Annotated in this window: 28 protein-coding genes; 24 read left to right on the top strand and 4 right to left on the bottom strand. The window is 37.1% G+C overall.

What is annotated here, in order from left to right:
* Positions 1 to 11: 11 nt before the first annotated feature.
* The 6 genes from MKX47_RS18955 to MKX47_RS18930 all read left to right on the top strand — a co-directional run bounded on the left by MKX47_RS18955 (position 12) and on the right by MKX47_RS18930 (position 6013).
* Complete coding sequence (locus tag MKX47_RS18955; RefSeq protein WP_340777892.1) at positions 12 to 905, top strand: carbohydrate ABC transporter permease; 894 nt, start codon at positions 12 to 14, stop codon at positions 903 to 905.
* Positions 902 to 1717, top strand: coding sequence for a carbohydrate ABC transporter permease (locus MKX47_RS18950; protein ID WP_340777269.1), 816 nt, complete (start codon positions 902 to 904; stop codon positions 1715 to 1717). The genes MKX47_RS18955 and MKX47_RS18950 overlap by 4 nt, the downstream gene beginning before the upstream one ends.
* A 75-nt stretch (positions 1718 to 1792) precedes the next feature.
* Positions 1793 to 3151, top strand: a complete 1359-nt coding sequence (locus tag MKX47_RS18945) for an ABC transporter substrate-binding protein (RefSeq protein WP_340777265.1) — start codon at positions 1793 to 1795, stop codon at positions 3149 to 3151.
* Between the two features lie 116 nt (positions 3152 to 3267).
* Positions 3268 to 4122 carry a glycerophosphodiester phosphodiesterase gene (locus MKX47_RS18940; protein WP_340777263.1) on the top strand — a complete coding sequence of 285 codons (855 nt, stop codon included), beginning with the start codon at positions 3268 to 3270 and terminating at the stop codon, positions 4120 to 4122.
* The gene (locus tag MKX47_RS18935; RefSeq protein WP_340777261.1) at positions 4123 to 4989 is read left to right on the top strand and encodes a glycerophosphodiester phosphodiesterase; all 867 of its coding nucleotides are present in this window, start codon (positions 4123 to 4125) and stop codon (positions 4987 to 4989) included.
* 205 nt (positions 4990 to 5194) lie between these two features.
* Positions 5195 to 6013, top strand: a complete 819-nt coding sequence (locus MKX47_RS18930) for a methyl-accepting chemotaxis protein (RefSeq protein WP_340777259.1) — start codon at positions 5195 to 5197, stop codon at positions 6011 to 6013.
* 193 nt (positions 6014 to 6206) lie between these two features.
* Here MKX47_RS18930 and MKX47_RS18925 read toward each other — a convergent pair whose 3' ends face one another.
* Positions 6207 to 6644: an OsmC family protein gene (locus tag MKX47_RS18925; RefSeq protein WP_340777256.1), complete on the bottom strand. Its 438-nt coding sequence runs from the start codon at positions 6642 to 6644 to the stop codon at positions 6207 to 6209.
* Positions 6645 to 6851: 207 nt separating this feature from the next.
* Between MKX47_RS18925 and MKX47_RS18920 the strand changes: the two genes are divergently transcribed.
* From MKX47_RS18920 to MKX47_RS18910, 3 genes are all read left to right on the top strand, one after another.
* Positions 6852 to 7529 (top strand): GntR family transcriptional regulator, encoded by a 678-nt coding sequence (locus MKX47_RS18920; protein WP_340777254.1) that lies wholly within the window; start codon positions 6852 to 6854, stop codon positions 7527 to 7529.
* Positions 7530 to 7713: 184 nt separating this feature from the next.
* On the top strand, positions 7714 to 8490 hold the full coding sequence (locus tag MKX47_RS18915; protein WP_340777252.1) for a GNAT family N-acetyltransferase: 777 nt from the start codon (positions 7714 to 7716) through the stop codon (positions 8488 to 8490).
* A gap of 153 nt (positions 8491 to 8643) precedes the next feature.
* Positions 8644 to 9318, top strand: a complete 675-nt coding sequence (locus MKX47_RS18910) for a hypothetical protein (RefSeq protein WP_340777248.1) — start codon at positions 8644 to 8646, stop codon at positions 9316 to 9318.
* A 92-nt stretch (positions 9319 to 9410) separates the two neighbouring features.
* On the opposite strand, the gene MKX47_RS18905 is transcribed toward MKX47_RS18910, so the two are convergent.
* Both MKX47_RS18905 and MKX47_RS18900 read right to left on the bottom strand, forming a co-directional pair.
* Entirely contained in the window at positions 9411 to 10547 is a 1137-nt protein-coding gene (locus MKX47_RS18905; RefSeq protein ID WP_340777246.1) for a DUF4179 domain-containing protein, read from the bottom strand.
* Positions 10519 to 11112: an RNA polymerase sigma factor gene (locus MKX47_RS18900; RefSeq protein WP_340777244.1), complete on the bottom strand. Its 594-nt coding sequence runs from the start codon at positions 11110 to 11112 to the stop codon at positions 10519 to 10521. The genes MKX47_RS18905 and MKX47_RS18900 overlap by 29 nt, the downstream gene beginning before the upstream one ends.
* A 238-nt stretch (positions 11113 to 11350) precedes the next feature.
* On the opposite strand from MKX47_RS18900, the gene MKX47_RS18895 reads away from it, so the two are divergent.
* The 3 genes from MKX47_RS18895 (at position 11351) to MKX47_RS18885 (ending at position 13840) form a co-directional block, all read left to right on the top strand.
* Complete coding sequence (locus tag MKX47_RS18895; protein WP_340777241.1) at positions 11351 to 12325, top strand: alpha/beta hydrolase; 975 nt, start codon at positions 11351 to 11353, stop codon at positions 12323 to 12325.
* A gap of 180 nt (positions 12326 to 12505) precedes the next feature.
* The gene (locus tag MKX47_RS18890) at positions 12506 to 13279 is read left to right on the top strand and encodes an ATP-binding cassette domain-containing protein (RefSeq protein ID WP_340777239.1); all 774 of its coding nucleotides are present in this window, start codon (positions 12506 to 12508) and stop codon (positions 13277 to 13279) included.
* A gap of 75 nt (positions 13280 to 13354) precedes the next feature.
* Positions 13355 to 13840 (top strand): GNAT family N-acetyltransferase, encoded by a 486-nt coding sequence (locus MKX47_RS18885; protein ID WP_340777237.1) that lies wholly within the window; start codon positions 13355 to 13357, stop codon positions 13838 to 13840.
* A gap of 94 nt (positions 13841 to 13934) precedes the next feature.
* Here MKX47_RS18885 and MKX47_RS18880 read toward each other — a convergent pair whose 3' ends face one another.
* A complete protein-coding gene (locus tag MKX47_RS18880; RefSeq protein WP_340777889.1) occupies positions 13935 to 14102 on the bottom strand; it encodes a four-helix bundle copper-binding protein in 168 nt (55 codons plus the stop codon).
* A 299-nt stretch (positions 14103 to 14401) separates the two neighbouring features.
* On the opposite strand from MKX47_RS18880, the gene MKX47_RS18875 reads away from it, so the two are divergent.
* The 12 genes from MKX47_RS18875 to MKX47_RS18820 all read left to right on the top strand — a co-directional run bounded on the left by MKX47_RS18875 (position 14402) and on the right by MKX47_RS18820 (position 26515).
* Positions 14402 to 15772, top strand: a complete 1371-nt coding sequence (locus MKX47_RS18875; RefSeq protein ID WP_340777235.1) for a sensor histidine kinase — start codon at positions 14402 to 14404, stop codon at positions 15770 to 15772.
* Positions 15773 to 15774: 2 nt separating this feature from the next.
* Complete coding sequence (locus MKX47_RS18870; RefSeq protein WP_340777232.1) at positions 15775 to 16449, top strand: response regulator transcription factor; 675 nt, start codon at positions 15775 to 15777, stop codon at positions 16447 to 16449.
* 99 nt (positions 16450 to 16548) lie between these two features.
* Positions 16549 to 17112, top strand: a complete 564-nt coding sequence (locus tag MKX47_RS18865) for a YdhK family protein (RefSeq protein ID WP_340777230.1) — start codon at positions 16549 to 16551, stop codon at positions 17110 to 17112.
* 296 nt (positions 17113 to 17408) lie between these two features.
* Positions 17409 to 18551 carry a YhgE/Pip domain-containing protein gene (locus MKX47_RS18860; RefSeq protein WP_340777229.1) on the top strand — a complete coding sequence of 381 codons (1143 nt, stop codon included), beginning with the start codon at positions 17409 to 17411 and terminating at the stop codon, positions 18549 to 18551.
* A gap of 93 nt (positions 18552 to 18644) precedes the next feature.
* Positions 18645 to 19184 carry a PadR family transcriptional regulator gene (locus MKX47_RS18855; protein WP_340777227.1) on the top strand — a complete coding sequence of 180 codons (540 nt, stop codon included), beginning with the start codon at positions 18645 to 18647 and terminating at the stop codon, positions 19182 to 19184.
* Between the two features lie 471 nt (positions 19185 to 19655).
* Positions 19656 to 20189, top strand: a complete 534-nt coding sequence (locus tag MKX47_RS18850; RefSeq protein ID WP_340777223.1) for an RNA polymerase sigma factor — start codon at positions 19656 to 19658, stop codon at positions 20187 to 20189.
* Positions 20176 to 21831 (top strand): DUF4179 domain-containing protein, encoded by a 1656-nt coding sequence (locus tag MKX47_RS18845; protein ID WP_340777220.1) that lies wholly within the window; start codon positions 20176 to 20178, stop codon positions 21829 to 21831. Before MKX47_RS18850 ends, MKX47_RS18845 begins: the two co-directional genes overlap by 14 nt.
* Positions 21832 to 22023: 192 nt before the next feature.
* Positions 22024 to 23241, top strand: coding sequence for a translocation protein TolB (locus tag MKX47_RS18840; RefSeq protein WP_340777219.1), 1218 nt, complete (start codon positions 22024 to 22026; stop codon positions 23239 to 23241).
* A gap of 146 nt (positions 23242 to 23387) precedes the next feature.
* Positions 23388 to 23897, top strand: coding sequence for a YfiT family bacillithiol transferase (locus tag MKX47_RS18835; protein WP_340777216.1), 510 nt, complete (start codon positions 23388 to 23390; stop codon positions 23895 to 23897).
* Positions 23898 to 24147: 250 nt separating this feature from the next.
* A complete protein-coding gene (locus tag MKX47_RS18830; protein WP_340777213.1) occupies positions 24148 to 24828 on the top strand; it encodes an amino acid transporter in 681 nt (226 codons plus the stop codon).
* Positions 24829 to 24830: 2 nt separating this feature from the next.
* A complete protein-coding gene (locus MKX47_RS18825) occupies positions 24831 to 26252 on the top strand; it encodes an HlyD family secretion protein (protein WP_340777211.1) in 1422 nt (473 codons plus the stop codon).
* Between the two features lie 125 nt (positions 26253 to 26377).
* Positions 26378 to 26515 (top strand): hypothetical protein, encoded by a 138-nt coding sequence (locus MKX47_RS18820; RefSeq protein ID WP_340777208.1) that lies wholly within the window; start codon positions 26378 to 26380, stop codon positions 26513 to 26515.
* Positions 26516 to 26518 lie beyond the last annotated feature (3 nt).

Below are 26518 nucleotides of genomic sequence, written 5' to 3'. Positions count from 1 at the left end.
ACTTGGTAAAAATGGAACAAGTTAAAAAGAAAATGAGAATAAAAAGCTTTTACAAAGGGATGGCATTTCTATTACCTTCCATTATATTATTCAGTGTTTTTTTGTTCTATCCGATGTTCCGAACGATCTATTTAAGCTTTTTCCTCACGAAAGCAAACGGGGATACTACGGTATTCGTTGGCTTAGAAAACTATGTGAATATGTTTAATTCACCGATGTTTTTAAAAAGCATAAAGTCTACGTTTTTATTTGTTTTGTATACGGTCCCTACTACGGTGATCATTAGTTTATTCCTTGCTATTATTGCAAATGAAAAACTAAAAGGAATCGGCTTTTTCCGAACAATTTTTTCTTCAACAATGGGCGTATCAGTTGCAGCAGCTTCTGTATTTTGGCTGTATTTGTTTAATCCAACGATGGGATTACTCAATGAAATGCTCGGTCTGTTTGGGATTGAGGCAATCGGATGGCTCACTGATCCGAAATGGGCACTGCTATCCGTTTCTGCTACGACAATCTGGATGAATGTAGGTTTTACATTTTTAGTTTTATTAGGTGGCTTACAATCCATCGATTCATCCTTATATGAAAGCGCGGATATCGAAGGGGCAGGATATTTATACAAATTAAGAAGAATAACAATCCCAATGCTATCGCCAACGCTGTTTTTTGTCATTACTGTAAGCATTATTAATGCGTTTCAATCCTTTGGTCAAATCGATATTTTAACACAGGGTGGGCCAGTGAATGAAACGAACTTACTTGTGTACTCGATTTATCGAGAGGCCTTTGTCAATTATAAATTTGGCTCTGCAAGTGCTCAGGCGATTGTATTGTTTATATTTATTTTAATTATGACAGCATTGCAATTTAAGCTTGGGGAAAGGAAGGTGCATTATCAATGATCATGCCTAAAAGTAGACAAGTCATTTTTTATATCATCCTAATCCTTTCTGCCTTGATGTTAGCGGGACCTATGCTAATGGCCATTATGATGAGCTTTATGAGCAATCAGGATATTTTAACAGGAAGTCTACCAACGTCACTCACGTTGGATAATTATGCCCAAGCATTTGAACGATTTCCTCTCTTTGGCTATTTATTTAATAGCTTGTTGATTGCGATTGTCATTACGATGGGGCAACTTCTTTTATCTAGTTTGGCAGCCTATGCCTTCGTATTTTTGGAGTTTAAAGGTCGAGATTTATTATTTTATGTTTTTATCGCAACGATGATGGTTCCTTTTGAAGTTTCGATTATTCCTAACTTTCACATTATCCGTGATTTAGGCTGGATTGATACCTATGCAGGCTTGGCCGTTCCTTTCTTTGCAACGGCTTTTGGTACATTTTTGCTAAGACAAAATTTCAAGCAAATCCCAAAGGAATTAAGGGAAGCAAGCCAAATTGCGGGCATGGGTGATTTTAAATATTATTTAACCGTCGTATTACCCATAGCAAAGTCTAGTTTAGTGACATTAGGGATTTATGGATTTTTAACTTCATGGAATATGTATCTATGGCCACTTTTAGCAACAACAAATGACAAAGTGCGTACGGTACAAATCGGCTTGAAGCAATTACAAACTCAAGAGCAGTTAAATGACTGGGGCGTCATAATGGCGGGTGCCGTAATCGTGATTATTCCAACATTAATCTTGCTGTTCTTTGGGCAGAAGAAGCTTCAAAAAGGGTTAACAGAAGGAGCATTAAAATAAGGGCTTGAACTTAAAAGTGAGTTCAGCGTGTGATAGAGCAAGTAGAAATTTACTTAAACAAAAGGAGAAATACGAATGAAAAAACTACTAGCATTCCTTACATTTGGCATGATTTTGTTATTAGCAGCATGTAGCTCAGACGGAAGTTCTACACAGGAACAAGAGGGTACTGGAGAAGACGTAACCTCTGCGGGAAAGGCAGAAAAACAAGAGGTTACGTTTTGGCACTCTATGGGTGGCGCCGGTCAAGAAGCGTTAAATAAAATCGTTGAAAACTTTAATAGTTCACAAGATGGAATTCAAGTGAATGCAGAATATCAAGGAACTTATGATGAATCCTTAACAAAGTTTAATGCGGTAGCGGGTTCAGATAGTGCACCAACAGTTATTCAAACATTTGAAATTGGTACAAAGGCAATGATTAACAGTGGTCAAATTGTTCCGATTCAAGAATTAATCGATGCAGACGGATATGATATGAGTGGCTTGGAAGAAAATATTACAAATTACTATTCATTAGATGGTACATTCTATTCAATGCCGTTTAACTCTTCAACACCTGTTATGTATTACAACAAAGATGCATTTAAAGCAGCAGGACTTGACCCAGAAGCGCCACCAGCAACTTACGAGGAAGTAGAAGCGGCAAGTAAAGCAATTGTGGAATCCAATCCCGAGATGAAAGGCTTTGCATTACAAGCATATGGTTGGCTATGGGAGCAGTTATTAGCGAACCAAGGCGCATTATTATTAAATAACGACAATGGGCGTACTGCAACACCTACTGAAATTGGTTGGACGGAAGAGGAAGGGAAATCAATCTTAAATTGGGTGAAAAATATGGTGGATGCGGGCACATTCGCAAACTATGGTACAAATGGCGATAATATGATGGCAGGCTTCTTAGCAGGTGATGTTTCGATGTTCTTACAATCGTCTGCTAGTTCAAGAGACGTGATTGACAAAGCACCATTCGAAGTTGGCATTGCTTATTTACCATATCCAGAAGCTAAAGAGCGTCAAGGTGTTGTAATTGGAGGGGCGAGTCTTTGGATGATTGACGGAAAATCCGAAGAAGAGCAAAAAGCAGCATGGGAATTTATGAAGTATGTACAAAAGCCAGAAGTACAAGCGGAATGGCATACAGGAACAGGTTACTTTGCGATTAACCCAGCCGCTTATGACGAGCAAGTGGTAAAAGACGCATATGCTGAAAAACCACAATTACAAGTGACAGTGGATCAGCTACAAGATACAAAAGCCTCTTATGCAACTCAAGGAGCATTAATGGATATGCTTCCTGAGGGTCGAAAAATTATGGAAACGGCTCTTGAATCAATTTACAATGGCGGAGATGTAGATGAGGCGCATCGTGCTGCTGTTGACCAATTTAATGCGGCTATCAAACAGGCAAATGCCGCAAGAGGCGAATAAATAAACTAATTTCGAGAAAATATATAGAGGGGGACTGAACAAGAAGTAATTTTGGGACAGTCCCCTATCCTTTTTATATCGAGTTCGTATGAAAAAAATAGAAAGGAAGAGCTTTCATGACGAAAATTTATGGTCACCGCGGTGCGAAAGGCACGTACCCTGAGAACACATTATTATCATTTGCTAAAGCAATTGAACAAGGTGTAGAAGGTTTAGAATTGGATGTACATATGACAAAAGATGGCGAAATCGTCGTCATTCATGATGAAAGCCTAGAGCGTACAACAGATGGGAAAGGCTCTATTCAAGACATGACCTTAGAAGAAATTAAGCAATTTAGTGCGGGACCGAAAAGCAAATTTGCCCATTTTCCGAACTATGACGAAGAACTATGGACAGCAGAGCGTGTACCTACACTAATGGAAGTTTTTGAACTATTGAAGCCATATCCAACTGAACTGAATATTGAGTTAAAAACGACTATTGAAAAGTATGAAGGAATCGAAGAAAAGGTACTATCAATTGTAAAAGCATATGGCAATCAGCGTAAAGTTATTTATTCTTCATTTCATTTACCGACGATACTCCGTGTAAAAAAGTTATCTCCGGAGGCAAAAATCGCTTGGTTACTAAACGAAAAAATTACGCTTCCAAACGATCAGCTACAAACGTTGGAACTAGATGCCTTACATATAGCAAAATCCATTGTATTACCAAATAAAAATATAGCACTAAAATTAATGTATTTAATAAGTACGCTAAACGTATCAGAGGCAAATGAAATTAAACAGCTAATTGATTTTATCGAAAGCACGAATGCGGTTGATGCATTTCACAATCTCTATGAACAAATACGCGTTTGGACGGTCAATGAGCCAGAAGAAATAAAGCAATTATTGGACTTAGGTGTGGATACCATTATAACGGATTATCCGGAAAGAGCCCTATCCATTAGAAACGAGCAACAATAATTGAACAAAATAAAGAAGCTCATACTTACATTAGCGGTGCTCATCATCAGCTATACAGTAGGAATATTGGTGGCAGGTTTAATAGCCGAATCAACTAAGCCTCCAGATAAACAGGCTGTTATGACGCCGTCAGTTACAGAATCGCCTAAAATTATTGCACATCGTGGCGCAAATGATCGGATTAATGAAGCAACGATTGCAGCTTACAAAATGGCAGCGGCTGATGGCGTGGATGCACTAGAAATTGATTTGCGTATGACAGAGGATGGTGCGCTGATCGCGATGCATGACCAAGCGATTAACCGAACGACGAATGGGCAAGGGGATGTTAGTGATTATTCTTTGGAGGAAATAAAATCTTTTCTGACGATTGGGGAGTACCATGGTCAAACTTTTACAGAGGAAATACCTACATTGAACGAAATCCTTTCCACTTTTACGGATACGGAGCATTACTATATTGAAACAAGATTAGTTAATGGTGAATTAAAGATGGAAGAGCCGTTAATCGAATTGCTGGAAGAATACCAATTACTTGAAAAGGGCTTAGTTACGATTCAGTCCTTCTCCAAGCAAAGCCTGAATAAAATTCATGAGCTACACCCAAAAATACCATTAACGCTTTTATATAAGAAAGGGAAATTTAATTTGAAGGATGCGTTGACCTCGCCTTATCCATTCATTGGGATTGAGTCATCCGATATCACTCGTGGTGTTGTGAAGAAACTACACCAAAACGGGAAAGAAGTTCATGTGTACTTTACGAATCGCAAAACACAAAAAAAGGAACAACAGCGAATAAAAGCATTCCATGTAGATGGCTACTTTACAGATTATATTGAGTATACGAAGCAGCTATTGCAGTAATAGCCATTGGTCAATATTCGGATTTTTCCATATAACCGCTCTGTCAAAAACGATTTGTAACGATGCAACGAGCCCTATTAGAGTACACAATTCAGGTACAATCTGGGCTTACACTATTTCTTTGTTCCTGTATCACTAGTGTAACTAGACGTAAAATATGCTAGTATAAGAAGAAATAGGATAGTGATATTAGAGGGGTAGAGAAATGGAATTTATACAATCATTAGGTATTATGTCGGAATATATTCATATGGCTTTAAAAAAGGAAGCCGTTGTCGTAATTGCAGATAAGGATCGCAATGTAGTGAAATATATTCCTGGAGAAAATATAAAGTTAGACTATAAAGAAGGCGACAAAGTAAATGCAGGCGATACCAATTTAATGACAGCATTGAGCGGCCGTGATTCAGATATTTATTTAGATGCGAGCGTTTATGGTATGGCGATTAATGCCTATGCTTTTCCAATTCGTGAAAATGGTGAAGTGGTAGGAGCATTAGGCTTCGGTAGACCATTAGATAAAGAACAGCAATTAGAGGAATATATTGAATCCGTAAGAGGCATTGTCAATACATTGCAGGATAAAACACATATCATGGCGTCACATTCAGAGGAGCTGGCTGCAACGAGCACCGAAATTCGTTCGCAATCTGAACGAGCATTAGAAGATTCCGCAAAGACAAATGATATTACACGCCTAATTAAAGATATTTCACGTCAAACGAATCTTTTAGGTTTAAATGCTTCGATTGAGGCGGCACGTGCAGGACAATATGGCGCGGGCTTTAACATTGTGGCACAAGAGGTTCGTAAGCTGTCTCAGCAAACGGATGAATCGACTTCGAAAATTGAGTCGTCTTTATCAAATGTACAGCAGAATTTGAAATCCTTATTAGAAAACATGAATCAAATTTCAGAAGCATCGAATGAAGAAGCAAAATTAGCGCAGGACGTTTCGAATGTAATCGAACAGTTAGATGAAGTATCAACAAAGCTAGAAGCATTTATGAAAACGATGTTCTAATTAAAAAGAAGCATCATCAAGTAGCTGGAAATATATAAAACATCTTTCAAAAGGGTTTTGTCATAGCTATATGTTAACCATTTTAGAGGTGTTTTTTGTATGTCTGAAAACCAGAAGAGAGCCTCCTTTCTATAGTGAGGCTCTCCAATGATATCAAGGCTAAAATGGGCTTTAGCGCTTTTCTAATGTGTTATTAAGCTACAGTTACTTTGCCGTCAGCTACAATTTGTACATCCGCTTTTCTTAACATATTTCCAACTGCGCAGCCTTTATCGGCAAGTCCAATGACCGTATAAGCAGATTGAACTTGCTCATCTGTTGCGTCAGCAGATAAAACAATTTGGCAAGAGTGGTTGATTTTAAAGCCGTCTTCTTTTGAATTTGTTGATTCTGTATCTACAAGGATTTGGTCTACCGGGAATTTTTTCATTTGTAGCATGCCTGTTAGTGTCATTGTAAAGCAAGCTGTTGCAGAGGCAATAAGCATCTCTTTAGGCTCTGATCCTTCTCCGGTACCCCCTAAAGCTACTGGAATTGCAAGATCTGTTTCCAGATTAGGTGCTTTAATCGTACCATTTCCTTTTGCATTGCCGTTCCAAACTGTTTTTAAAGTTGTTTTTACATCCGCCATTTATTCTACTCCTAACATGTTGATATGTTTGGTTAACTAGTTGTATAGTTAACTTTGTTTTATTCTACAATTATAATGTGATGATTGTCAAACTTCATAACTTCTATTGATGTATAATTAACGGGTCTAGCTTGATTTTTTAGTTTGTCTTAATTAAACTCAACATGTATAGAGAATTAGTTAACTTTGAAAGTTGGTTACTTAAACATGGAATATTCAAGAGCTCTATTTAAAATTGACTCCGATTCCTCATTGCCGATTCATGTGCAGATTAAAGAGCAGATTAAGTTGTTAATTGGTAAAGATTTGCTTAAACCGGGCGATATACTGCCCTCAACGAATCAATTAGCAAATCAATTATCGATTAATCGGAACACAATTCAAAGTGTCTACTCCCAATTAAAAGAGGATGGACTTTTGACGATACAACGTGGTAAAGGAACTCAAGTTGCCAGTGTGGAAAAAATTAATCAGTTTAAAACACAAAACCCATACTTTTCATTTTTAGAACAAATCATGAACAAGGCTGATGATGCAGGCTATCATGTTGAGAACGTATTGCTATCTGGATTTGCCTACATACAGCTATTTGGTCAACCTTTGAAACGAGAGCGGCGGTATCTCTTTGTTGAGTGTAAAATGAGTTCATGTATTTTTTATTTGGATGAAATAAAACGAATGACCTCTGCTGAAATTCATAAGATTGATGTGTCCACTTCGAAAAATGCGCTCATGAAATCGCTTCAAGATGCAGACTTTATTATTACTAGATCAGATATCGCAGAGAATCTGAAGAGTTATATTAACGACGACCGAAAAAAGGTCATTTCTGTTGGCTCCACAAATGACGTATCATTATTACTGGAGATGCTAGTCCCACAATAAGGTATTGTGAAAATAGGCAATCTTATTTTGCAAACAAGCAAGGTGGGATTAGAAAAACAGTTACATTGAAACTCCTGTAGTGATATGCAGGAGTTTTTCGTGTTAGCGTATAACTAAATCTAGAGGAATCTACTCTGTTATATATTTAATGAGCAAATGAATCTAACCGAAAAGGAGCTCGACGATGGATAAAACTGAAATCATTTCACTATTTCACAAAGAACTGAGGTATGAGGCCCAAACACCTGGATACATAAGGGAAGAAACCGAGCATGTAGTGCGTCACATTTCAAAATTTGGTGAATCGGGGTTTATTCTTGCTTCGAATATCAATAGTGACAATGCAACAGCGGTTATCAAAAATGAAGTAAGCTATTTTAAAAATCTTCAGCAAGATTTTGAGTGGAAGGTGTATAGCTATGATAAGCCGGATCATTTGAAGGACTTACTTGAACAGAAAGGCTTTACAGATGGTGAGCCTGAAGCACTTATGGTCATGAAATTAACAGATGGGCATCCATTTCTGGTCAATAGCCAGCTCCATGATGTAAAGGAAATAACGGACGAACAGGGGATTCAAGCAATTGTGAACCTGGAAGACACTATTTGGAATGAGTCCCATGCAGAGCTTGGAAAAAGACTTTTGCGGGATAAACAAAGTAACCCGGACACATTATACCTTTACGGAATTTATGAAGGGACACAGCTTGTCAGCGCGGCGTGGATGTACTTGGAGGCAAACTCATCCTTTGCTAGTCTTTGGGGTGGGTCAACATTACCGTCATTTCGAGGAAAAGGCTATTACACGAAGCTGCTAGCTGCGCGTGCACAAAAGGCTTATGAAAAGGACCATCCTTTCCTTACCGTTGATGCTAGCCCAATGAGCAAACCAATCTTAGAGAAATGCGGCTTTGACTGCCTTGCTTATTCCTATGGCTACCAGTCACCAGATTCAAAGTAAGTGAGTTTGGTGAAAGGCTCTGTGAATGGTGGTTATCGTGCTGGAATCGAGTTGTGTCGAAATGATTTATAACTTGCTATGACACTAATGGAATGTATTAGAGGAATTGCAAAACATCATTAGGGAACACTAGTACAAAGAGGTGGTGACCTGATGAAAAAATATATGATGATTATACTCGTAATTCTTCTAGCAAGTTCTCTTTATATTGCAGTAGCAGCAACTCCAGAACAGACTGTGGTAGCGAAACTGGATAAAGAGAATATAACGATCTATGCCAAGGAAAAGGATGGGGTTTTTCGAGATTTTAAAATAGATTTCAAGGGGAAAAGTTATTCAAGACCTTTTTGGGTAAATGTGACGAATCCAGCCTATGCGCCACAAATACATTACGCAGATATTAATAAAGATAGAAAGAACGAATTAATCGTCATTTTAACAAAAGGTTATGGTACAGGTGTTTTAGACCAAGAAGTGCATGTTTTTCATATAGATACGAATCATTTTGAAGAGGTGCTTGTTGATCATCCGATGGCAATCATAAATAAAAATGTGAAAGCAAGCTTAACGCCAAGCAAGGCCGAAATAATGATTGGGGAGAAACATGATGTCATTAATGTAAAAGAGTTAAAGCTCCTCCCCGAAACCATGTTTAATGAGATTTACTTTGGAAGCATAATTAATTATGGCGTTAAAAATAATCAGCTTATTGCGACACTACATCCACAATTATCTCCAGGTGCTTTTGTTGGTAGTGTTGTAATTAGTTATGAATATCGCGATAAAATGTATCAAGCCAAATCCATTGAATTTCAATTAGAAGCTTAAAAAATAAGGGGGCTATTGTTTTGATGGAGGTTTCTTCAAAACAATAGCTTTTTGAAGGGAATTGGATTTAATTGGGAGTTTTCGGTGAAACTTTATTCTTTTGAGTTAATCGGTATTGTTATTTCTAGCTCTGGGATGTATTGAATGATTGGTTCCCCGTTTTTATCCAATTTGAATGATCCGTTTGGGTAGGAATCATAGAGATGGGTATACGGTTTGATTGTAATAGCTTTTGGTAAGGTTTCAAATGGGTGTAACCGTAAATCCTCGATTAAATCGCTAGTTCCTTCATTTGTCTCACGGCGTCTATTGCCACTACTTATTTTTAATTTATGACCTTGTTCATCAAAAACGTCGATACTTATTCCTCCCCGAGAATCTACAGTAGTTGATTTATCAAGCAAGGCTATTCTTGTCGTAATACTAGTTGTAATAGGGGTTAGCATAATTTGTTCAATGGTAAACTGATTATTTTTGTATTTTCTACTTATATTAGGTTGTAGCTTTACATAGTTACCAATATCACTTACTGGAATATCCATTTTAAAAGGCTCAGAAATCCCAGTTATAGTAGCGGATAATGTCAAATTAAACTGCTTCGGGAAAGGCTTTCCACCTTGATTTCTCAAATCTGCAAATTCAAAAATCGCAGAATTATTATCCTTACTTGGTTGTCCAACAATGCCGCTAAAATTGGTATGATCCAATGGTTTACCATTTAGTAAAAGTTCAATCTTACTTATCTGATCTGACAAACTTTCTTTTGAATTTTCACCCTCTTTAGGCAGGTGTTCAATCCCAATTGCAACACGTGTACCGTCATACACGACCTCTGTTACATTTAATGTATAGCCCTCATGCGTAACGCTTTTATTCAATTTTGTTGAGAGTTCCTTTTCATCTGCTGCGTGCAGACCAAGATCCCTTGTAAATTTAAAAACAGATGATAATAATGGCACTTCTTTCATCGTCGCCGCCATCGTTGGTGATATTAAACCCGTGATAATGATCAAACTAAAAATCATTGCTACAGAAGCGGTAATCCGAAACAGCCTTTTTCGGATGGTTTTGGATGCTTTAACGTTCACTGAATGGCTTGCAGATGGACTACTATCGTATTTATTCATCGTACGATTGACCAAATCAATTTCTACAGGTGTTTCCCGAATTAACCTTTCTAACTCTAACTGGTCCAGCTCTTTATCCTTCCGTTTTAAACGAGTGTTCAAGATATCCCCCTCCTAATTTTTTTTCGTGAATAAGCTTTTTGCGTAAACGTTCATATTTTTTTCGAACCGTTGCGGGTTTAAGTTCCATAATAGAGGCAATTTCATCGAAGCTATATTCCTCTATAGACCGTAGCAGTAGAATCCTTTTTTCTTCTGCATTTAACTTATCTAAAAGCTCGTGAATGATATCATCGTATTTAGATTCGTGGTTTTGTACGGAATCATGTACATGCTGCTTTTGGAAGCTTTGTATAAACTTAAAGCGCTTGTTTTTCTTTTTGGTTAAATCAATGCAGTGATTATGCGCAATCTTATAAAGCCAGGCCGAGAAGGAGACTGTATAAGAAAAACGATTGATATTCTCTAGTCCCTTGATAAATATGTCTTGTGCAGCATCTTCAGCCTCTTCCTTATTATTTAGTAGGTAATAACAATAAATATATATTTGCTTTTGAAAGCGACGAATGATTTCTGTATACGCATGGATATCACCTGCTTGAACTTGTTCTACAATAGGCTTTACTACTAAATCCGCATTTTCTTTAGGTTTATTTAGTTCAGTCAAACGATTCACCCTCCTTTCTCGCTTATATAACTGAAAATAATGGGTATTTGTGACAACTATAAAAAATTAAGGATAAAAATAACTATAAACACAGATTAACACTATTAGTTGAAGCCTTGGTGTGATTGATTATACATATATTAGGAGCAGTTGGAAAATAACGTTCTCGAGATTGTACTACTCCCTCGATAGATTAGTACAGAGCGTCAAAATTGACAGTGACAACGGAGGAATGGACATGATTAACCGAGTGAATCCTGAGTTTTTACCTGGATTAGAAGCCTTTCAAGATTTTGAATTTAAGGTGGAAAACTTACCAGCGATGCGTACAGCAATGGATGAATTAAAGCAGCCATTAGCTAGTACCGAAACAGTCGAAATTTTTGATAAAGTAATTTTAGGTGTGGATGAAAATGATATCCGTATTCGCATTTATAAACCGGCACATCAAACGACAGTATTACCGGCTTTACTTTGGATTCACGGTGGCGGATATATTTTAGGGGGGATTAACGAGAATGACCCTCTTTGTGTACAAGTTGTTGAAACATCCAATTGTGTAGTTGTTTCGGTGGATTATCGACTAGCACCGGAACACCCGTATCCTGCACCACTTGAAGACTGCTATAGTGCGTTAACATGGCTTGCCAATCACGCCGAAGAATTACAAGTAGATGCCCATAAAATAGGTGTAGCTGGAGCAAGTGCTGGTGGTGGTTTGACTGCTGGTTTGACATTACTGGCACGTGATCGCGCTTATCCTTCAGTTTGTTTCCAAATGCCACTCTATCCAATGATTAATGAAGGCAACAATACGCCTTCTGCTAATGAAGTGAAAGAGGGAATGGTTTGGAATCAAAAAACAAATGAATTTGGCTGGACATGCTATTTAGGGGAGCTACATGGGACGGCGAATGTACCAATTTATGCTGCACCGGCACGAGCTGAGGATTATCGCAATTTGCCGTATACGTATACATGCGTAGGTCAGTTAGATCCTTTCCGAGACGAAACGATTATGTACGTGACAAAATTGGCACAGGCTGGCGTTGATGTGGAATTCCATCTATATCCAGGTGCCTACCATGGCTTTGACATGCTAAATCCACAATCGGAAGTAGCGCAGCAAGTGGTAAAAGAATACGTAAATGCCATCAAAATAGGGCTTGGCCGAGTAACAGCAGGGGTGGAGCAGATAGAAGAAGCCAAATAAAATCCTGCGCTTGTTCACAAATGTATGTTAAATGTTTATAGAAAAAAGACAACCTCAGTACAAAGCTGATGGTTGTCTTTTTTTGTTGGAAAATAACTCTTCACTCTAAGTTAGAGATACCATGCTTTTTTCCATAATGAAGTAGATTCAATTGGATTTATAAGCGCTTGTGCATGAACATTGCCACTCCAAAAAAGAGTTAAAAAATGGGGATTCTCGCGTGAATTCCGAAAACCGCACACATTCCGCATGATTTCACTTTCTATCCAAAAAGGACAATACTTTACGATTTTAGGTCCGAGCGGTTTAGGAAAATCAACGCTTGCCAAAATTATTTTAGGTGTTGAAAAACCAACTTTTGGACAAGTAACTTTTTTAGGCCAAAATTTATACACGACCAAAAGTGCCACGATGCAGCAGTTACGCCGCGACTTACAAGTGGTTTTTCAAGATTCTGTTTCGGCGGTCAATCCGCGTATGACGGCTGAAAAAATTATTGCAGAGCCTCTCGATAATTTTGAAAAGCTTGAGAAACAGGCGTATATTATAGAGCTGCTACATCAAGTGGGCTTAGACAAAAATGATTTAACCAAATATCCAGGTGAGTTTAGTGGTGGCCAACTACAGCGTATTAATATTGCTAGAGCGCTTGCCTTAAAGCCGAAACTTTTGGTGCTAGATGAACCCATTAGTAGTTTAGATGTGGTAAATCAATTGAAAATCATTGAGCTGTTAAAGCGATTGAAAAAAGAATTACAATTAACTTTTGTTTTTATTACGCATGATATTAAAGCGGCGTACCTATTATCCGATCAAATTGCTATTTTAGAGAATGGTAGAATGGTGGAACAATATGAGCATGTACAACAATTTATTGCATCTACGAACCCAGTAGCCTTAAAATTAAGAAAGAGTGTATTAGCCGAGCATCCGAGACAACGTACAATCCGTTAGTTCAGGGTGCTTTTTCTGTTTTTACATAAAAGAAAGCAATTTCAAAAAATCAAACAAATGAGGGGGGATTTGCATATGCAATTAGTTATTGAAAAGATGAAGGAAGGAATGGCAAACAGCATTCTGGATTGGAAATACGAAAAGCCCTATGATTTTTATAATAATGAACGGTCAGATGAAGCGTTGGAGGAATTACTCGATGGCTCATACTACGCCCTTGTTGATGAGTGGAAAGTATTAATCGGCTTTTTCTGCATTGGGAAAAATGCTCAAGTACCTATCGGAAATCGATTTGGTGTTTACACAGGAGATTTTGTGGATATGGGTATTGGTATGAATCCGCATCTTGTGGGTAAAGGCAATGGTTTTGAATTTTGCACCTATGTTATTCAGTATATTGAAGAGAATTATAAAAATACGCCCATCCGATTGACGGTGGCAAAATTTAATCAAAGAGCCATTCATTTATATCGAAAGCTTGGTTTTGTTCAAGTAGCTGAGTTTAGCAGTGAAGTAGCTGAATTTATTACGATGGTGAAGGAGGATGACGTACTTAAATAATAGAATGCCCTTGATTTTCTACGGTTAGAGCTACATCATTTCTAGAAAATCAAGGGCGTTTTAAATTCGAAATGAACCGAAAATTTCTTGTTTGTTAGTTTGCCATGTTTCTACAAACATCCATAGTTCTTCTACAAGCTTCAGCACACTTTTTGCAGTGCTCATGGTGATCGCTATGTTTCTCACATTCTGTGGCACAAGCGTCACAAATGTCTGCGCAAAGTTGGCAAATTTGAGTAGCAAACTGACTTCCATAAGACATAGCAGATGCAGCGAAAGTACAAATATCAGCACATTCTCGAGTTAACCGGATGCAATCTTTTAACAGGTTGAGATCTTTTTCCTTTAAACATACATCATAACAATGATTACATATGGTTAAACACGTAAGACATTCTTCGATACATTCTTTAAATTGATTATGCATTATCTGAATCCTCCTCGGTGTTTTGTGATACGTTAATAACATACCCCTGCCTCGTATATCTAAACACAGCATTATTCTGCATACTTTCTTCACATTATTTGCTTATACTTTTTTGGAGAGGAGCGGATTCAAGCTTGAGTAAAATATCTACTAAATTAGCTACATACTTTTTTCTTGTCGTTTTCATAATGGAAATCTTTTTAATGTATCATCTTCACCAAAATATGTTGAATACGAGAGTGGATGAGGAATTTTCATTATTGTTAGCGAATGGTGCAAATCATCGAGATGTCCTTGTTGAAAATTTTACGGAAATGACCATTGAACATATAGTGCTCATGGAGAAGAATGGCAATAGAGAAGTGATGATTACCAATAGAGAAGGAGCCGTTTTGAATAGCTCAGCTCAATCAACCAAGTTAAACGAAAAATACGAATCACTTATTCATAATCTTCATAACGAAGAAGATGCAGTAATCGTCTCGGATTGGTTAACGTCTCCTTACATCGTAAGCGCACATCCCTATGAAGTGAACGACCAGCAAACAGGCTATGTCGTTATGTTTCAAAATACGGATTCATTGAACCAAATGGTAGACGAGATGAACAGGCACTTTATTATATCGGGAGTGGTCATTTTAATTGTGCTATTAATTGTTTATTTTGTGCTATCTAAAATTTTAACAAGACCATTAATCCGTATGAAAGAGGCTACTGAAAAGTTAAGTAAGGGTGATTTTAATGTGAGTCTACCAGTACTGGAGAAAGACGAGCTAGGTGAGTTATCTAGTTCTATTCAGAAATTAGCCAATGATTTAAATCATTATAAGAGTGAACGAAATGAATTTCTTGCTGCAATCGCCCATGAATTGAGCACACCTTTAACCTATTTATCGGGCTATTCGAAAGTAGCGATGAGAACAGAATTAACTGATGAAGAACGCAATCACTATCTCCAAATTATTGGTGAAGAATCAAAGCGCATGCAGGATTTAGTGAAAAGTTTATTAGATTTATCTAGAATTGACGAAACCTCCTTTACCGTGTCTAAAGTGTATTTTCCGGTTCGTCCTTTTCTCGAAACGATTTATAAGCTTGTTGCGCCGTCCTATGAAATAAAGGAAATGACCTTAAATTTAATTTGCGAAGAGGATTTTCAATTATTTGCTGATCCGATAAGAATGGAGCAAGTAATCTTGAATTTATTGGATAATGCGTTAAAGTATTCGAACCCGCATTCAGTTGCAACATTACATGCCTATAAAAAGGGAGAGCAAACAATCCTTTCTGTGACAGATACAGGGATTGGCATTCCGGCAGATAAAGTTGGCTATATTTTCGAGAAATTATACCGAGTGGAAAAATCGCGCTCACGGGAATATGGTGGTTCTGGTATTGGCTTGGCAGTAGTGAAGGAGTTAGTAGAGGCACATGGCGGGACGATTGAGGTCAAAAGTGTGGTTGGGGGAGGCAGCACTTTTCAAATAACATTAGAGGAGAGTTGACGATGCAAACCATTCTCTTAGTTGATGACGAACAAAGAATGTTAAATTTATTAGAATTATTTCTAGTGCCTAAAGGGTATAGATGCATAAAAGAAACGAGCGGTATAAAGGCAATAGACATTTTAAAGAAAGAAAAAGTGAGTCTCGTACTGCTTGATGTTATGATGCCCGAAATGGATGGTTGGGATGTCTGTAAGTTAATTCGGGAGTTTTCCAATATCCCGATTATTATGCTAACAGCACGTACGGATAAATTAGATGTTATCAAAGGATTAAATACAGGCGCAGATGATTATATAACAAAGCCATTTGATGATCGGGAGTTATTAGCAAGGGTTCATGCCTTGTTGCGTCGTAGCTCGGATGGAACCGCGGATACAATAATCATGTTTAAGGATTTTGTTTTAAATACGGAAATGTATAGCCTACACTATTATGATTGCATGAGCCAATTGACACTAAAGGAGTTCTCTATTATTAAAGCATTAATTTCGAGGCCAACTAAAACTTACACACGAGAAGAGTTATTAAATGTGGCTTGGGAATACGAAACCGAAACCGATATACGTACCGTTGATTCCCATATGCGCAATTTAAGAGATAAATTAAAAAAGGCAGGATTTCCAACAGATGATTTTCTAAAGACGGCGTGGGGAATCGGTTATAAATGGTGTTAATGAAAAGCGCCATTCATTAAAAAATAACAACCCTCTGCATAATTTTTTCACATTTTTTCTCTATACTAAGCGGTGAAAGTTAAACAGAAGGGAGAATAAATGATGAAAAAGAAAATGGTGATGAGCGTAGCCTCAATAACGACCGTTTTACTACTTTCAGCCTGTGCTGGTGATCAAGCAGAAAAAACACCAGATGTTGAAGAGGAAAACATGGCGGAAATGGATCATTCAAATATGAATCATTCTAGTTCAGGTGAAGTTCCGGAGGGTTTGAAAAAGGCTGAAAATCCGACATTTCCTGTTGGGAGTAAAGCGACAATTCAGTCCGACCATATGGATGGTATGAAGGGTGCAGAGGCAACTATTTCAGGTGCTTTTGATACTGTTGTTTATACCGTTTCATATACGCCAACTACTGGTGGAGCAGCAGTAACCGATCATAAATGGGTCATTCATGAGGAGTTAGAAAATGCAAGCGAAAAACCATTAAAGCCAGGAACAGAGGTTGTATTGAACGCAGATCATATGGCAGGTATGAATGGAGCAACTGCAACAATTGATTCAGCAGTCGAAACAACGGTATATATGGTGGATTTCACAGCATCAACAGGCGAGCAAGTAACGAATCATAAATGGGTAACAGAGGACGAATTGGCTGATTAAACTATTTATATTTTATAGCTACTAAGTCTTTTTATATTAATGAAGTGCGGATTTGTACAATTCTTTTGTATAAATCCGCACTTTTATTTTCGGCACATATTGTTAATAGGTAAATAGTAATTATAAAAGGGGCTATTCATAATTTGGACAAAAAATAAAAATAATATTTACCTTGATAGAATGTCTAAATTGCAATTGAAATCATAATTTTATAGAATTACAGACATAGTTTAATTTGAGTAGTTTAATTAAACTCATTTTATAAATATGGAGATTTTTTAGAGAGGAATTAATTGATGAAGTTTACAGAGTTTTTAAAGGGGAAAGGCGCAAAATCCTCAATATTTATGGGGATTTTTTATGCAGTGTGTATGTTGGGTATTTTTTTACCTGGCTATACAGCAATTCCGGGAAATATTGATCAGTTACCAATTGCGATTGTTAATGAGGATACAGGAGAAGTCGGGGCTCAAATTGCAGAAAATTTAAAAGGACAGCTTCCGTTTGAAGAAATAAAAACGAATATTTCAAATAAAGCAGCATTAGAAGATTTAGAAGATAATGAACTTGCTTTAGTGATTCATATACCTGAAGCATTTTCAGCTAATTTACAAAATGGAGATGTTTCATCTAGCATCGATTTTACTGTCAATGAAGCGAGCGCAACAGTTGTAGCATCTACTATGAATCAAGTTGTTTCGCAAATTAATACACAATTAAGTACGCAATTTTCACAGCAAACAGCAGAAGGTATTTTAATGAACTTAAATGTACCTAAAGAGCAAGCGCAAGAAATGGCCGAGAAGATAGATAATAGCTATGTAGGGAATATCGTGACGATTAATGATATTCCAGACGGTATGCATAACAATATGTTACCGATGTTTTTAACGATGGCTTTATATGTAGGGGCGATGATTGCCGCCATGCAATTAGTTGGTGCGTTTAAAGCAAATCGTGGAAAGGCGACAAAAACGCGTTTATTCGTCTACGTACAAGTAACTGCTGTCATCATTGGTATTTTGGCTGGTTTAATTTCTGCCGCAATAGCATTTGGTATCAATGATGTAAGTGGTGAAATGTTTATCCAAATTTGGGAACAACAAATTCTAAATTACTGGGTAAGCTTTAACTTTACCGCAACTGTAATATTCTTATTTGGCGAAGCGGGTATGCTGTTAAATATACCAGTATTATTATTTCAAACGATTGCAAACGGAGCAACGATTTCACGTGACTTAATGTATGCACCATATGAGTGGGCAAGTTATATTTCACCAATGTACTACTCAGTACAAGCATATTTTGCTAATATTTTTGGTAGCACAAGCGTCAGCCCATTTTTGATGGGATTAACTTTAGTTGGTATTGTAGCGATGCTAATTAACATTGTGATTGTTTGGATTTTCCATAAGCCATTACAAGTAGATAAAGCATAGGATAGAAAACAAATTGTATATGTTGAATTTCTGCTGAAGTAAATGTTTAGTTTTGATACAATAAAGCTAATATTTGCCTAAGGAGCTGAAACAATGGCAATCCAAATTTTTATTTTGACCAAATTAATGGAAGAAAATAATTACCCATATAAATTAAAAAAACAAATTTCAGAATTACAGCCTCTTGAAACGATAAATGGCTTGACTGAAAGCAAGTTATATTACCATTTTGAATCATTGGCAAAGCAAGGATTTATCGAGGTAAAAGAAGTCATTAAAGAAGAACATCGACCAGACAAACAAGTTTTTGCGATTACTGAAAAAGGTCGAGATGAGTTACCGAAAAAGATTTATAAACTATTTGAAAATGCACAAACAATCGGTGATATGATTATTGGTTTAGTCAATATGAAATATGTAGAGCGCGATAAAGTCATCGTTATTTTAGAAAAAAAGATAAGCGTAATCAAAACAACCTGGGATAAAATGTTGAAATTTGAGGGCAAACATTTTATTGAGCCGGGGCAAGAGGTATTAGCGGAATTTGTAAGTGATTATGCAAATTATAAAATAGATAGCTCTATAAAGCAATTAGAGAGATTGATAAAGCATTTGCAAAAAGAGGAAATATAGAAAGAATGAGATTTTGGTAGTGGTTTTCGAATAGGTTGATGACATGTTGATACGTCTAACGTAGAAGCAAGATGTGTTAAAAGAAGTATAGTACAGAAATAAAGGGCTATCTGTAAGTTTTTTATCTTACGGATTAGCCCTTTTTTATTTTGATTTTATTTTCTGATTTTCCTGTAAACTTACTAATAATAGGAGCTTTATTAGTTGAAATAAAAACGAATTATAAAGCTTACTTGGAATTAATCTAGGAGATATTATGAAAAATAGGATTCGTGGATTGAAGAAGATTACGCAGGAAGAATTATTTAAATAAGTTGGGGGTTTCAAGGCAGTCAATTATTGCCGTTCAATTTTCATGTGTAGTCTCCTAATAAATTTCCTTTGCAATGTGTTGTAGTAACTAAAAAAAGTGAACCTTTACCAAGGGTCATTTGTTTATAAAGTATAACGCCAAGAAAGGAGTGCCTCGAATTGACAGAACGAGAATTATTCGATGCCTATAACAAAGATGTGTACCGTACTTGTTATTACATGCTACGGAACAAACAAGATGCAGAAGATATTTGTCATGACGTGTTTGTTACAATTTTTCGCCAAGATTGGAAAGATGTTGAGCATACACGGGCATGGATTATGCGCATCGCGATGAATCATTGCTTAAATTTACTGAAAAGAAATCAAACCCAACGTGAAAAGCAGGACCAAATCCAAAGGTCTCATGAACAAATCACAACATCAGTTAAATCGGTAGACACAATCCTATTGGAAAAAACAGTTGCAGCGGAGTGGGAGGAACTTTTGAAACAGCTTCCGGACAAATTGATGGCGGTTGTTACCCTCCGTTATATTGGAGAGCTATCGATGGTAGAAATCGCTGAAACCTTAAAAATACCTGTGGGCACAGTGAAATCGAGGTTACACAAGGCATTGAAAATATTGCGCAAAAAGCTTGAATCTAATCACAACTCATGGTTGAAGGGGGAGAATCAATTTGGAACGCTTTGAAAAGAAGATAAAAAAAGAAATGAAGGAATCGAATAATATATCTTACCCTGATTTTGATCAAATGTGGAGCGATATTCAGCAGGATAAATTGAAAACGAATGGAGGAAAACCAATTGTAATTGTTCCTCGAAAACGAAAACGATTTGCTTTAATAGCGGGTTTAACCGTTGCATTATTGGCAACACCTGTTTATGGAGCACTAACTTATGACTGGTCTAACGTACTTTCCTATAGAGAAGGGATTCAGACAGCATTAGAACAAGGATTCGGACAATCAATCGAGCAATCCATTACAAAGAACGATATTACGCTAACCGTGCATACAGCATCTATAGATGATAATCGAACGTTTTTATTGTATAGCATAAAACCTAATGCGTCATGGAGTGGAAAAGATATTAGATTTGAGCAAATTGGATTGAAAGATCAAAATGGTAATTTAATTGAAGGGAATTATGTGCACGAGTGGAACGATGAACTCGGTGTGTTCCAAGGGTATTTTGAAACGGACTGGATAGCGAAAGAGAAGACTATGAATGTTGAGTTTGTGATAGAGAATATTAAGTTCATAGGCGATACAAGTCGACCAATTAACTATGATCCTAACAATTTCGATACGCAGTTTTTCAAAATTCAGCAGGATGGAATTGATAGTGTGACATTGCAAGCTTTTGAGCAACCTGAAGAAAAAACACTACTTCGAACATCCATCATGTTTACAGATAATAAAATGGCAAGTGAAAGCTGGACCCATATTGAAGTAATGGATGACATGAATCAACCAATTGAAAAAGCTGGAATCTCTATTTCTGGAACCCCTGGAGCAAAAGGAGAATACTTAAGCCAGCAAGTATTTAAAACGGATAGCTTACGTGCAGAAAATGCTAAATTTCAGTTAACTTATGATCAAACACTAGAAACTACTAATGGCATTTGGAACATAAATTTAAATTTAGAAAAAAAACAACTGAAAAATGCATCATTTAAAGAAGTATTAAATATTCCAATGGACAATATGCCGATGGAAAGAAAAATTCGCGAGATGACGGTAACACCAACTCAAGTTCGCCTTATCATTGAAGGTAGAGGTAGATATTACACTTTCCCTTACACAGATTATCAACTGGATATAGGGGGAACTCTGTTAACTGGGTATATGCTAGATTTAGATAAAAGGATGGGTCCTAACGAGATGGAACTACGCTTTGAAATTACTGGGATTGATGCGATGTCCTTAGCGAATCAACCTATGACGTTTATCGCCAAGCACCGTATCAATGAAGCTGAAGGCGACAACAATCCGATACGTTTGACGGATATATCAGTGGAACCCCAAAGTTTAACAACCCATATTGCGGGATATCCGATTTCATGGACGTATTATATGAAGGATAATAACCTCTATGTGGAATCTTCAAGTTCAGACACAATATTCGGTGGAGTTATTCAAACCTATTACATGGACGGAAAAGAGCGGCAGTATGGAATGCCTGCTATTCAGGGGATATTTGGCAGTGAGAATAATAAAAGAATGGACGTGTATGAGAATTTTGACAAAACCGAGCTCGACATTTTCATTTCGAATTATACAACCCATGATCACGATGATGTACTACGTGTTCCACTTAAGCCTGGAAAATAACGTGGCGACGCGATGCCGTTTGGAACTAGGAGGTATTCATTCTATTGCTACATGAAGTTAATGGAATGACGAATTCTGAAAAAGTGGCTGTTATCCTTTGTGATAAATCATCATAAGTACCAACTACTGCTATGTTCAATTTACGGATATATCTCTTTCGTAAGGACAATTTATAAGTAGGAGGTGTGAGTATTGGCAATTCGAATTTTATTATTCCTACTATTTATGAGCTTTAGTTTTTCTATAAATGCTGTTGCTGAAGCACCACTAAAAGCGGCCTTTATACGGGATTATCAGCTTTGGTTGAAAGAGGGCGATCAGGAAACGCAACTTACAAAAGGTACGTATGTTTCCAATCCCCAGTGGTCAAAGGATGGTCAATTTATTGCGTATACAACTGGTTACAAAAATGGTGAGAACCCCAACTTGTTTATTTATGATGTGAAGAAAAAAGAAAGCTATTTGCCCTATATTTCAATTAAAACAAGTAATTATAAATGGTCACCGACATCTAATCAACTAGCTTACACATCGGGTGGTGTCCTAAACGTTACACAAACAAAGAATGGACGACCTCAAGGCTTTGAAAATGTAGCTTTAGGTGTTGGTGATTTTGAGTGGTTCCCAAATGGAAAAGATTTTATCGTTTCATCAGGGTCCAATTTACTTCCTACGGGATGGGAACCAGTACGTCTATTTAAAGTGCCCGTAGATGCAAATCTTGATACGAATAAGATAAAGCCTTTTTATACTGTTCAAACAAATACAAGCGACTTATTTGCGATTGATGCAGAATCTTTTAAATGGAGTCCTGATGGGAAATGGGATAGTTTTCTTTTAACACCCACCGCATCATGGTCCATGGATAGCAATACACTTTCTGTACTATCTTCAGTAGGGGACAACTTTCAAGTGATTGGAAAAATGCTTGGGAATGGAAGTTGGATCAAATGGGCACCTACAAAAAATCAACTAGCCTTCATATCAGGTGAAGGGAGATTTTACGTTGAAAACAAAAATACAGCCGTTGCCGATATTCCAACATCAAATAAACCTAAGGAATACACACCAAAAGGATATGTTGACCTTGATTTAGAATGGCTTTCCCCCAATGAAATAATTGTTGCTCGGGCAAAAGAAAACAAAAAGTGGAACGAGGGCCCAGTTCCAACGATGCTTACAGTGCTTTATCTAATTAACATTCAAACAGGAGAACAAATGCAGCTAACTTTTCCAAAGAACAATCAATTAGACAATTCTCCTCAAGTGGTTGGTTCAACGATTACTTGGTATCGAACATCTGAAAAGGCAAACAAGGGTGATGTATGGATTAAAGATAAAATGAATGGCCAAGAACAACGATGGTTAAAAAATGTAGATGTTGCTCCAACTTTTTTTGATACAAATTAATGAAATAGCCAATGATTTCAGGAACTGTAATGACAGTTCCTTTTTTTAGAGACTTTGTGCGATGTTGAAAAAGTTGGATTAATAATATGCAATTATGAATCTGATTCGATATAGTTAACTTAATATCAAAAGGAAGGAAGATGAAAATGGACGTAAAATACCCAATTGGTCAATTGCAAGTGCCTGAACATGTAACATCTGAAAATGTTCGAGAATGGTTAATTCAAATCGAAACATATACACAGCGTTTGCGTGAAGTGGTAGACGGCCTAAGTGATGAGGATTTAAATAAAACGTATCGTGAAGGTAGCTGGAATGTGCGTCAGCTTGTACATCATATCACGGATTCACAGTTGAATATGTATCAGCGTTTAAAGCTCGCATTAACCGATAATAACCCGACAGTACCAGCTTTTGATGAGGAAAAGTGGGCCATTCAGCCAGACACAAACCTTCCTGTAGAAAGCTCGATTAAAATGCTAGAGGGCCTCAACGAACGCATTGTAGAATTAGGCAAGCATCTGAGTGAAGCCCAATTACAACGCATATTCACACATCAGGTAAATGGTGAAGTCAGGGTGGCAACTAAAATCGCTAAGCTCGCATGGCATGAGGAGCACCACCTAGCACATATTCAAAATGCATTAGCTCAATAACAAGCTAAAACGAAGCAGCGAAAATGGCCTGTTTCGTTTTTTAGTTAGATAAAAGTTTGCGGATGTATGAACTCTAAGAACAGAAATATCGGCTCTATTCTTATTCAGCAATTAAATATTTATTTAGAACAATTTGAATCGAAAAAGAGTGTATAATAGAGAACGAATTTAATAGGAAGTGTTAATAATAATCTTACATATAGTTAGATATACGTAGAATTGGGGAATAAAACTTAAACGAGGTGAGAATATGAGTGAATTTCATTACTGGCAACAGCTTTCCCAACCCTCTCGCCTAACACATAATTTAGAAAGTAGCGAGAACGGAAAGCTAAAAGGTTACATAAAGTGGGTAGCAATTATTTTAGGGTTTACTCTCACATATTTTGTTGTACGTGAGATATGGGGTATGAACACAACGCAACTGACATATTTACTCGTAAATGGAGAGTATGATCAGTACCGTTTTGCGCGGCTAATTTCGTTAGTTGGCGCTGTTTTGACAGGAGTTTTCTATTTCCTATTCTATTATTATTTTATTCCGGGCATTTTATATGCTTTTACGAATGATATTCCCTATCGTTGGATCCAAAAGATACAGCTTTATGTAATTCCGATTATTATTGTAGAAAAGTTGATTACTGTTATTATTTTTGCAGCGGTTGGCTTTGCAACACCATTTACATTTTTCTCGATGGCTCCAATCGTTTCGTATGTATATTATCAGGATTATTTGCTCTATTTCCTTAATCAGATTACGGCTGCAACTGTTGTAACGGTTTGGATTCAATATACATTTTTAGCACAATGGGAAAATCGAAAAAAGGCTTTACTTATTAATCTAATTCTTCTTCAATTGATACTTGCAGCAATTGTAGCCTTTATTAGCATTTTACCAGTGGCTACATGGATTGAAGGGTGGCTTGGTTAATAATGCAACTATCAAAAAAGGTCAAAATCACAGGTTCAATCATGGCATTACTTGTATTCGTGAATGCCTATTTACTATTAAGAGATAATGATATTATTTTAAAGAAATATTATATAAATGATGCACATTTTGCCGTAACGAAAGACCATGAGAAAATCCTCTCGACAAATGCCATTGTCACTTCAAGCAATGAGCAATTTATCGCAGCCCCTGTTCAAGCGATTAATGAAGTGCTCGTAACGGAAGGACAAACTGTAGATGTTCTGGGAGAATTAGTACTGTTTAAGCTAGAGGAAACAGAGAAAGAAACCGCACGACTACAATCGGATCTAGCTGCCTATGAAAATGAGCTGGAAGATTTAAGAGATGTTCTTTCACAGCTAGAAAACGTTGGTACCGAGACATCCCCAACATCTACAGTGGATTCTGATTCGGTAAGTGTAGAAGATATTTGGAATTTGACACTATCCATTAATTTAGGGATTGAACAAGGAACACCAACAATCGAGGGAATTGCGATTATTCAACGTGCCATAGCTGAAACAGAGCGTCAAATGGAATTATTGTCTAGTCGTATTGCCCAGTTGAGCGAAAACAATATGCTAACGTCTCCTGTAGAAGGCGTTGTGAAGGAAATTGTGCTAGAAGGGGATTCGATTATCTTCCATATCCAATCCGCTGATAAGAAGCTTGTTACGTATGTAACGCCAAAGCAATGGCAAGAAATTGAAGAAAATCAATTTGCCAATATAACATTGTTTGAAGGGCAGGATAATGAATTAACGATAGATGGCACCGTGATCGAAAAGCAACAAATTCCAGCACGTGCATCGATAGCCTTTCAAGAAATGAAAAAGCATGAAAAAATCAATGCTGATGAAACGGTATATGAAGTTAGTATTTTATTAAATGAGGATTTATCCGATACGCCTATAGGCACATTGGCCACTGTGGATATTACGGTCCATGAACAGCCATATAGCCTCGGTGTAAATAATGACTGGCTCGTTCAAGTTGAGAACGATGAGGACGACAAAGCGCAGTATATCTATCTGCTTGATGAAAACGGCAATACTCAGCTACAGCCTGTTGAAAAATATTTTGTCTATAAATCACAATTAAATCAACATGAGGCATTAGCAGTGGATTCGAGTGATCATGGGGTAGTCGAAGAGACAGAACAACCTACACCACCACGCATCCAGACGGTAGATTTAAAGGCTGAATCCAAGCCAAAAGCAGAAAAAAAAGAACTGACAGATGTAGCGGTTATTTCGGGACCGGAAGAACTATATCCTATTTTCTTAGATGAAACCAATCGCAACTTATCCGCCCCAACATTCCGACCATACCCACTTCAAACATTTGAACTAAGTCATGTTGAAAGTGATTGGCGAACAATTATAGAATATTGGTTGAAATAAACAGGAAGAAGGTGAAGAGCTGAGGACGCTCTTCGCTTTTTTTTGGTGAATCAGTTCAATTAATTGAATAAATACTAAAAATTTCCGATAACAATCAAAAAGCTTCATAAATTGGAGGGAAAACTGTGAAAATAACATTCCCCCACAATATTCAACAAATAAATATATCTTCAAAAGCAACTGCAACAAGGCAACAACCAAAAGTTGTGGACAAGCTCGATCAATATCTACCTGTAAAAAAGGTTACTAGTGAGGGTGAATAGTAT

Origin of the sequence: Solibacillus sp. FSL R7-0668, assembly GCF_038006205.1 — a bacterium.
Lineage (GTDB): Bacteria > Bacillota > Bacilli > Bacillales_A > Planococcaceae > Solibacillus.
Note: the sequence above shows the minus strand (reverse complement) of the source record. Positions and strands in the feature narration are given on the sequence as shown.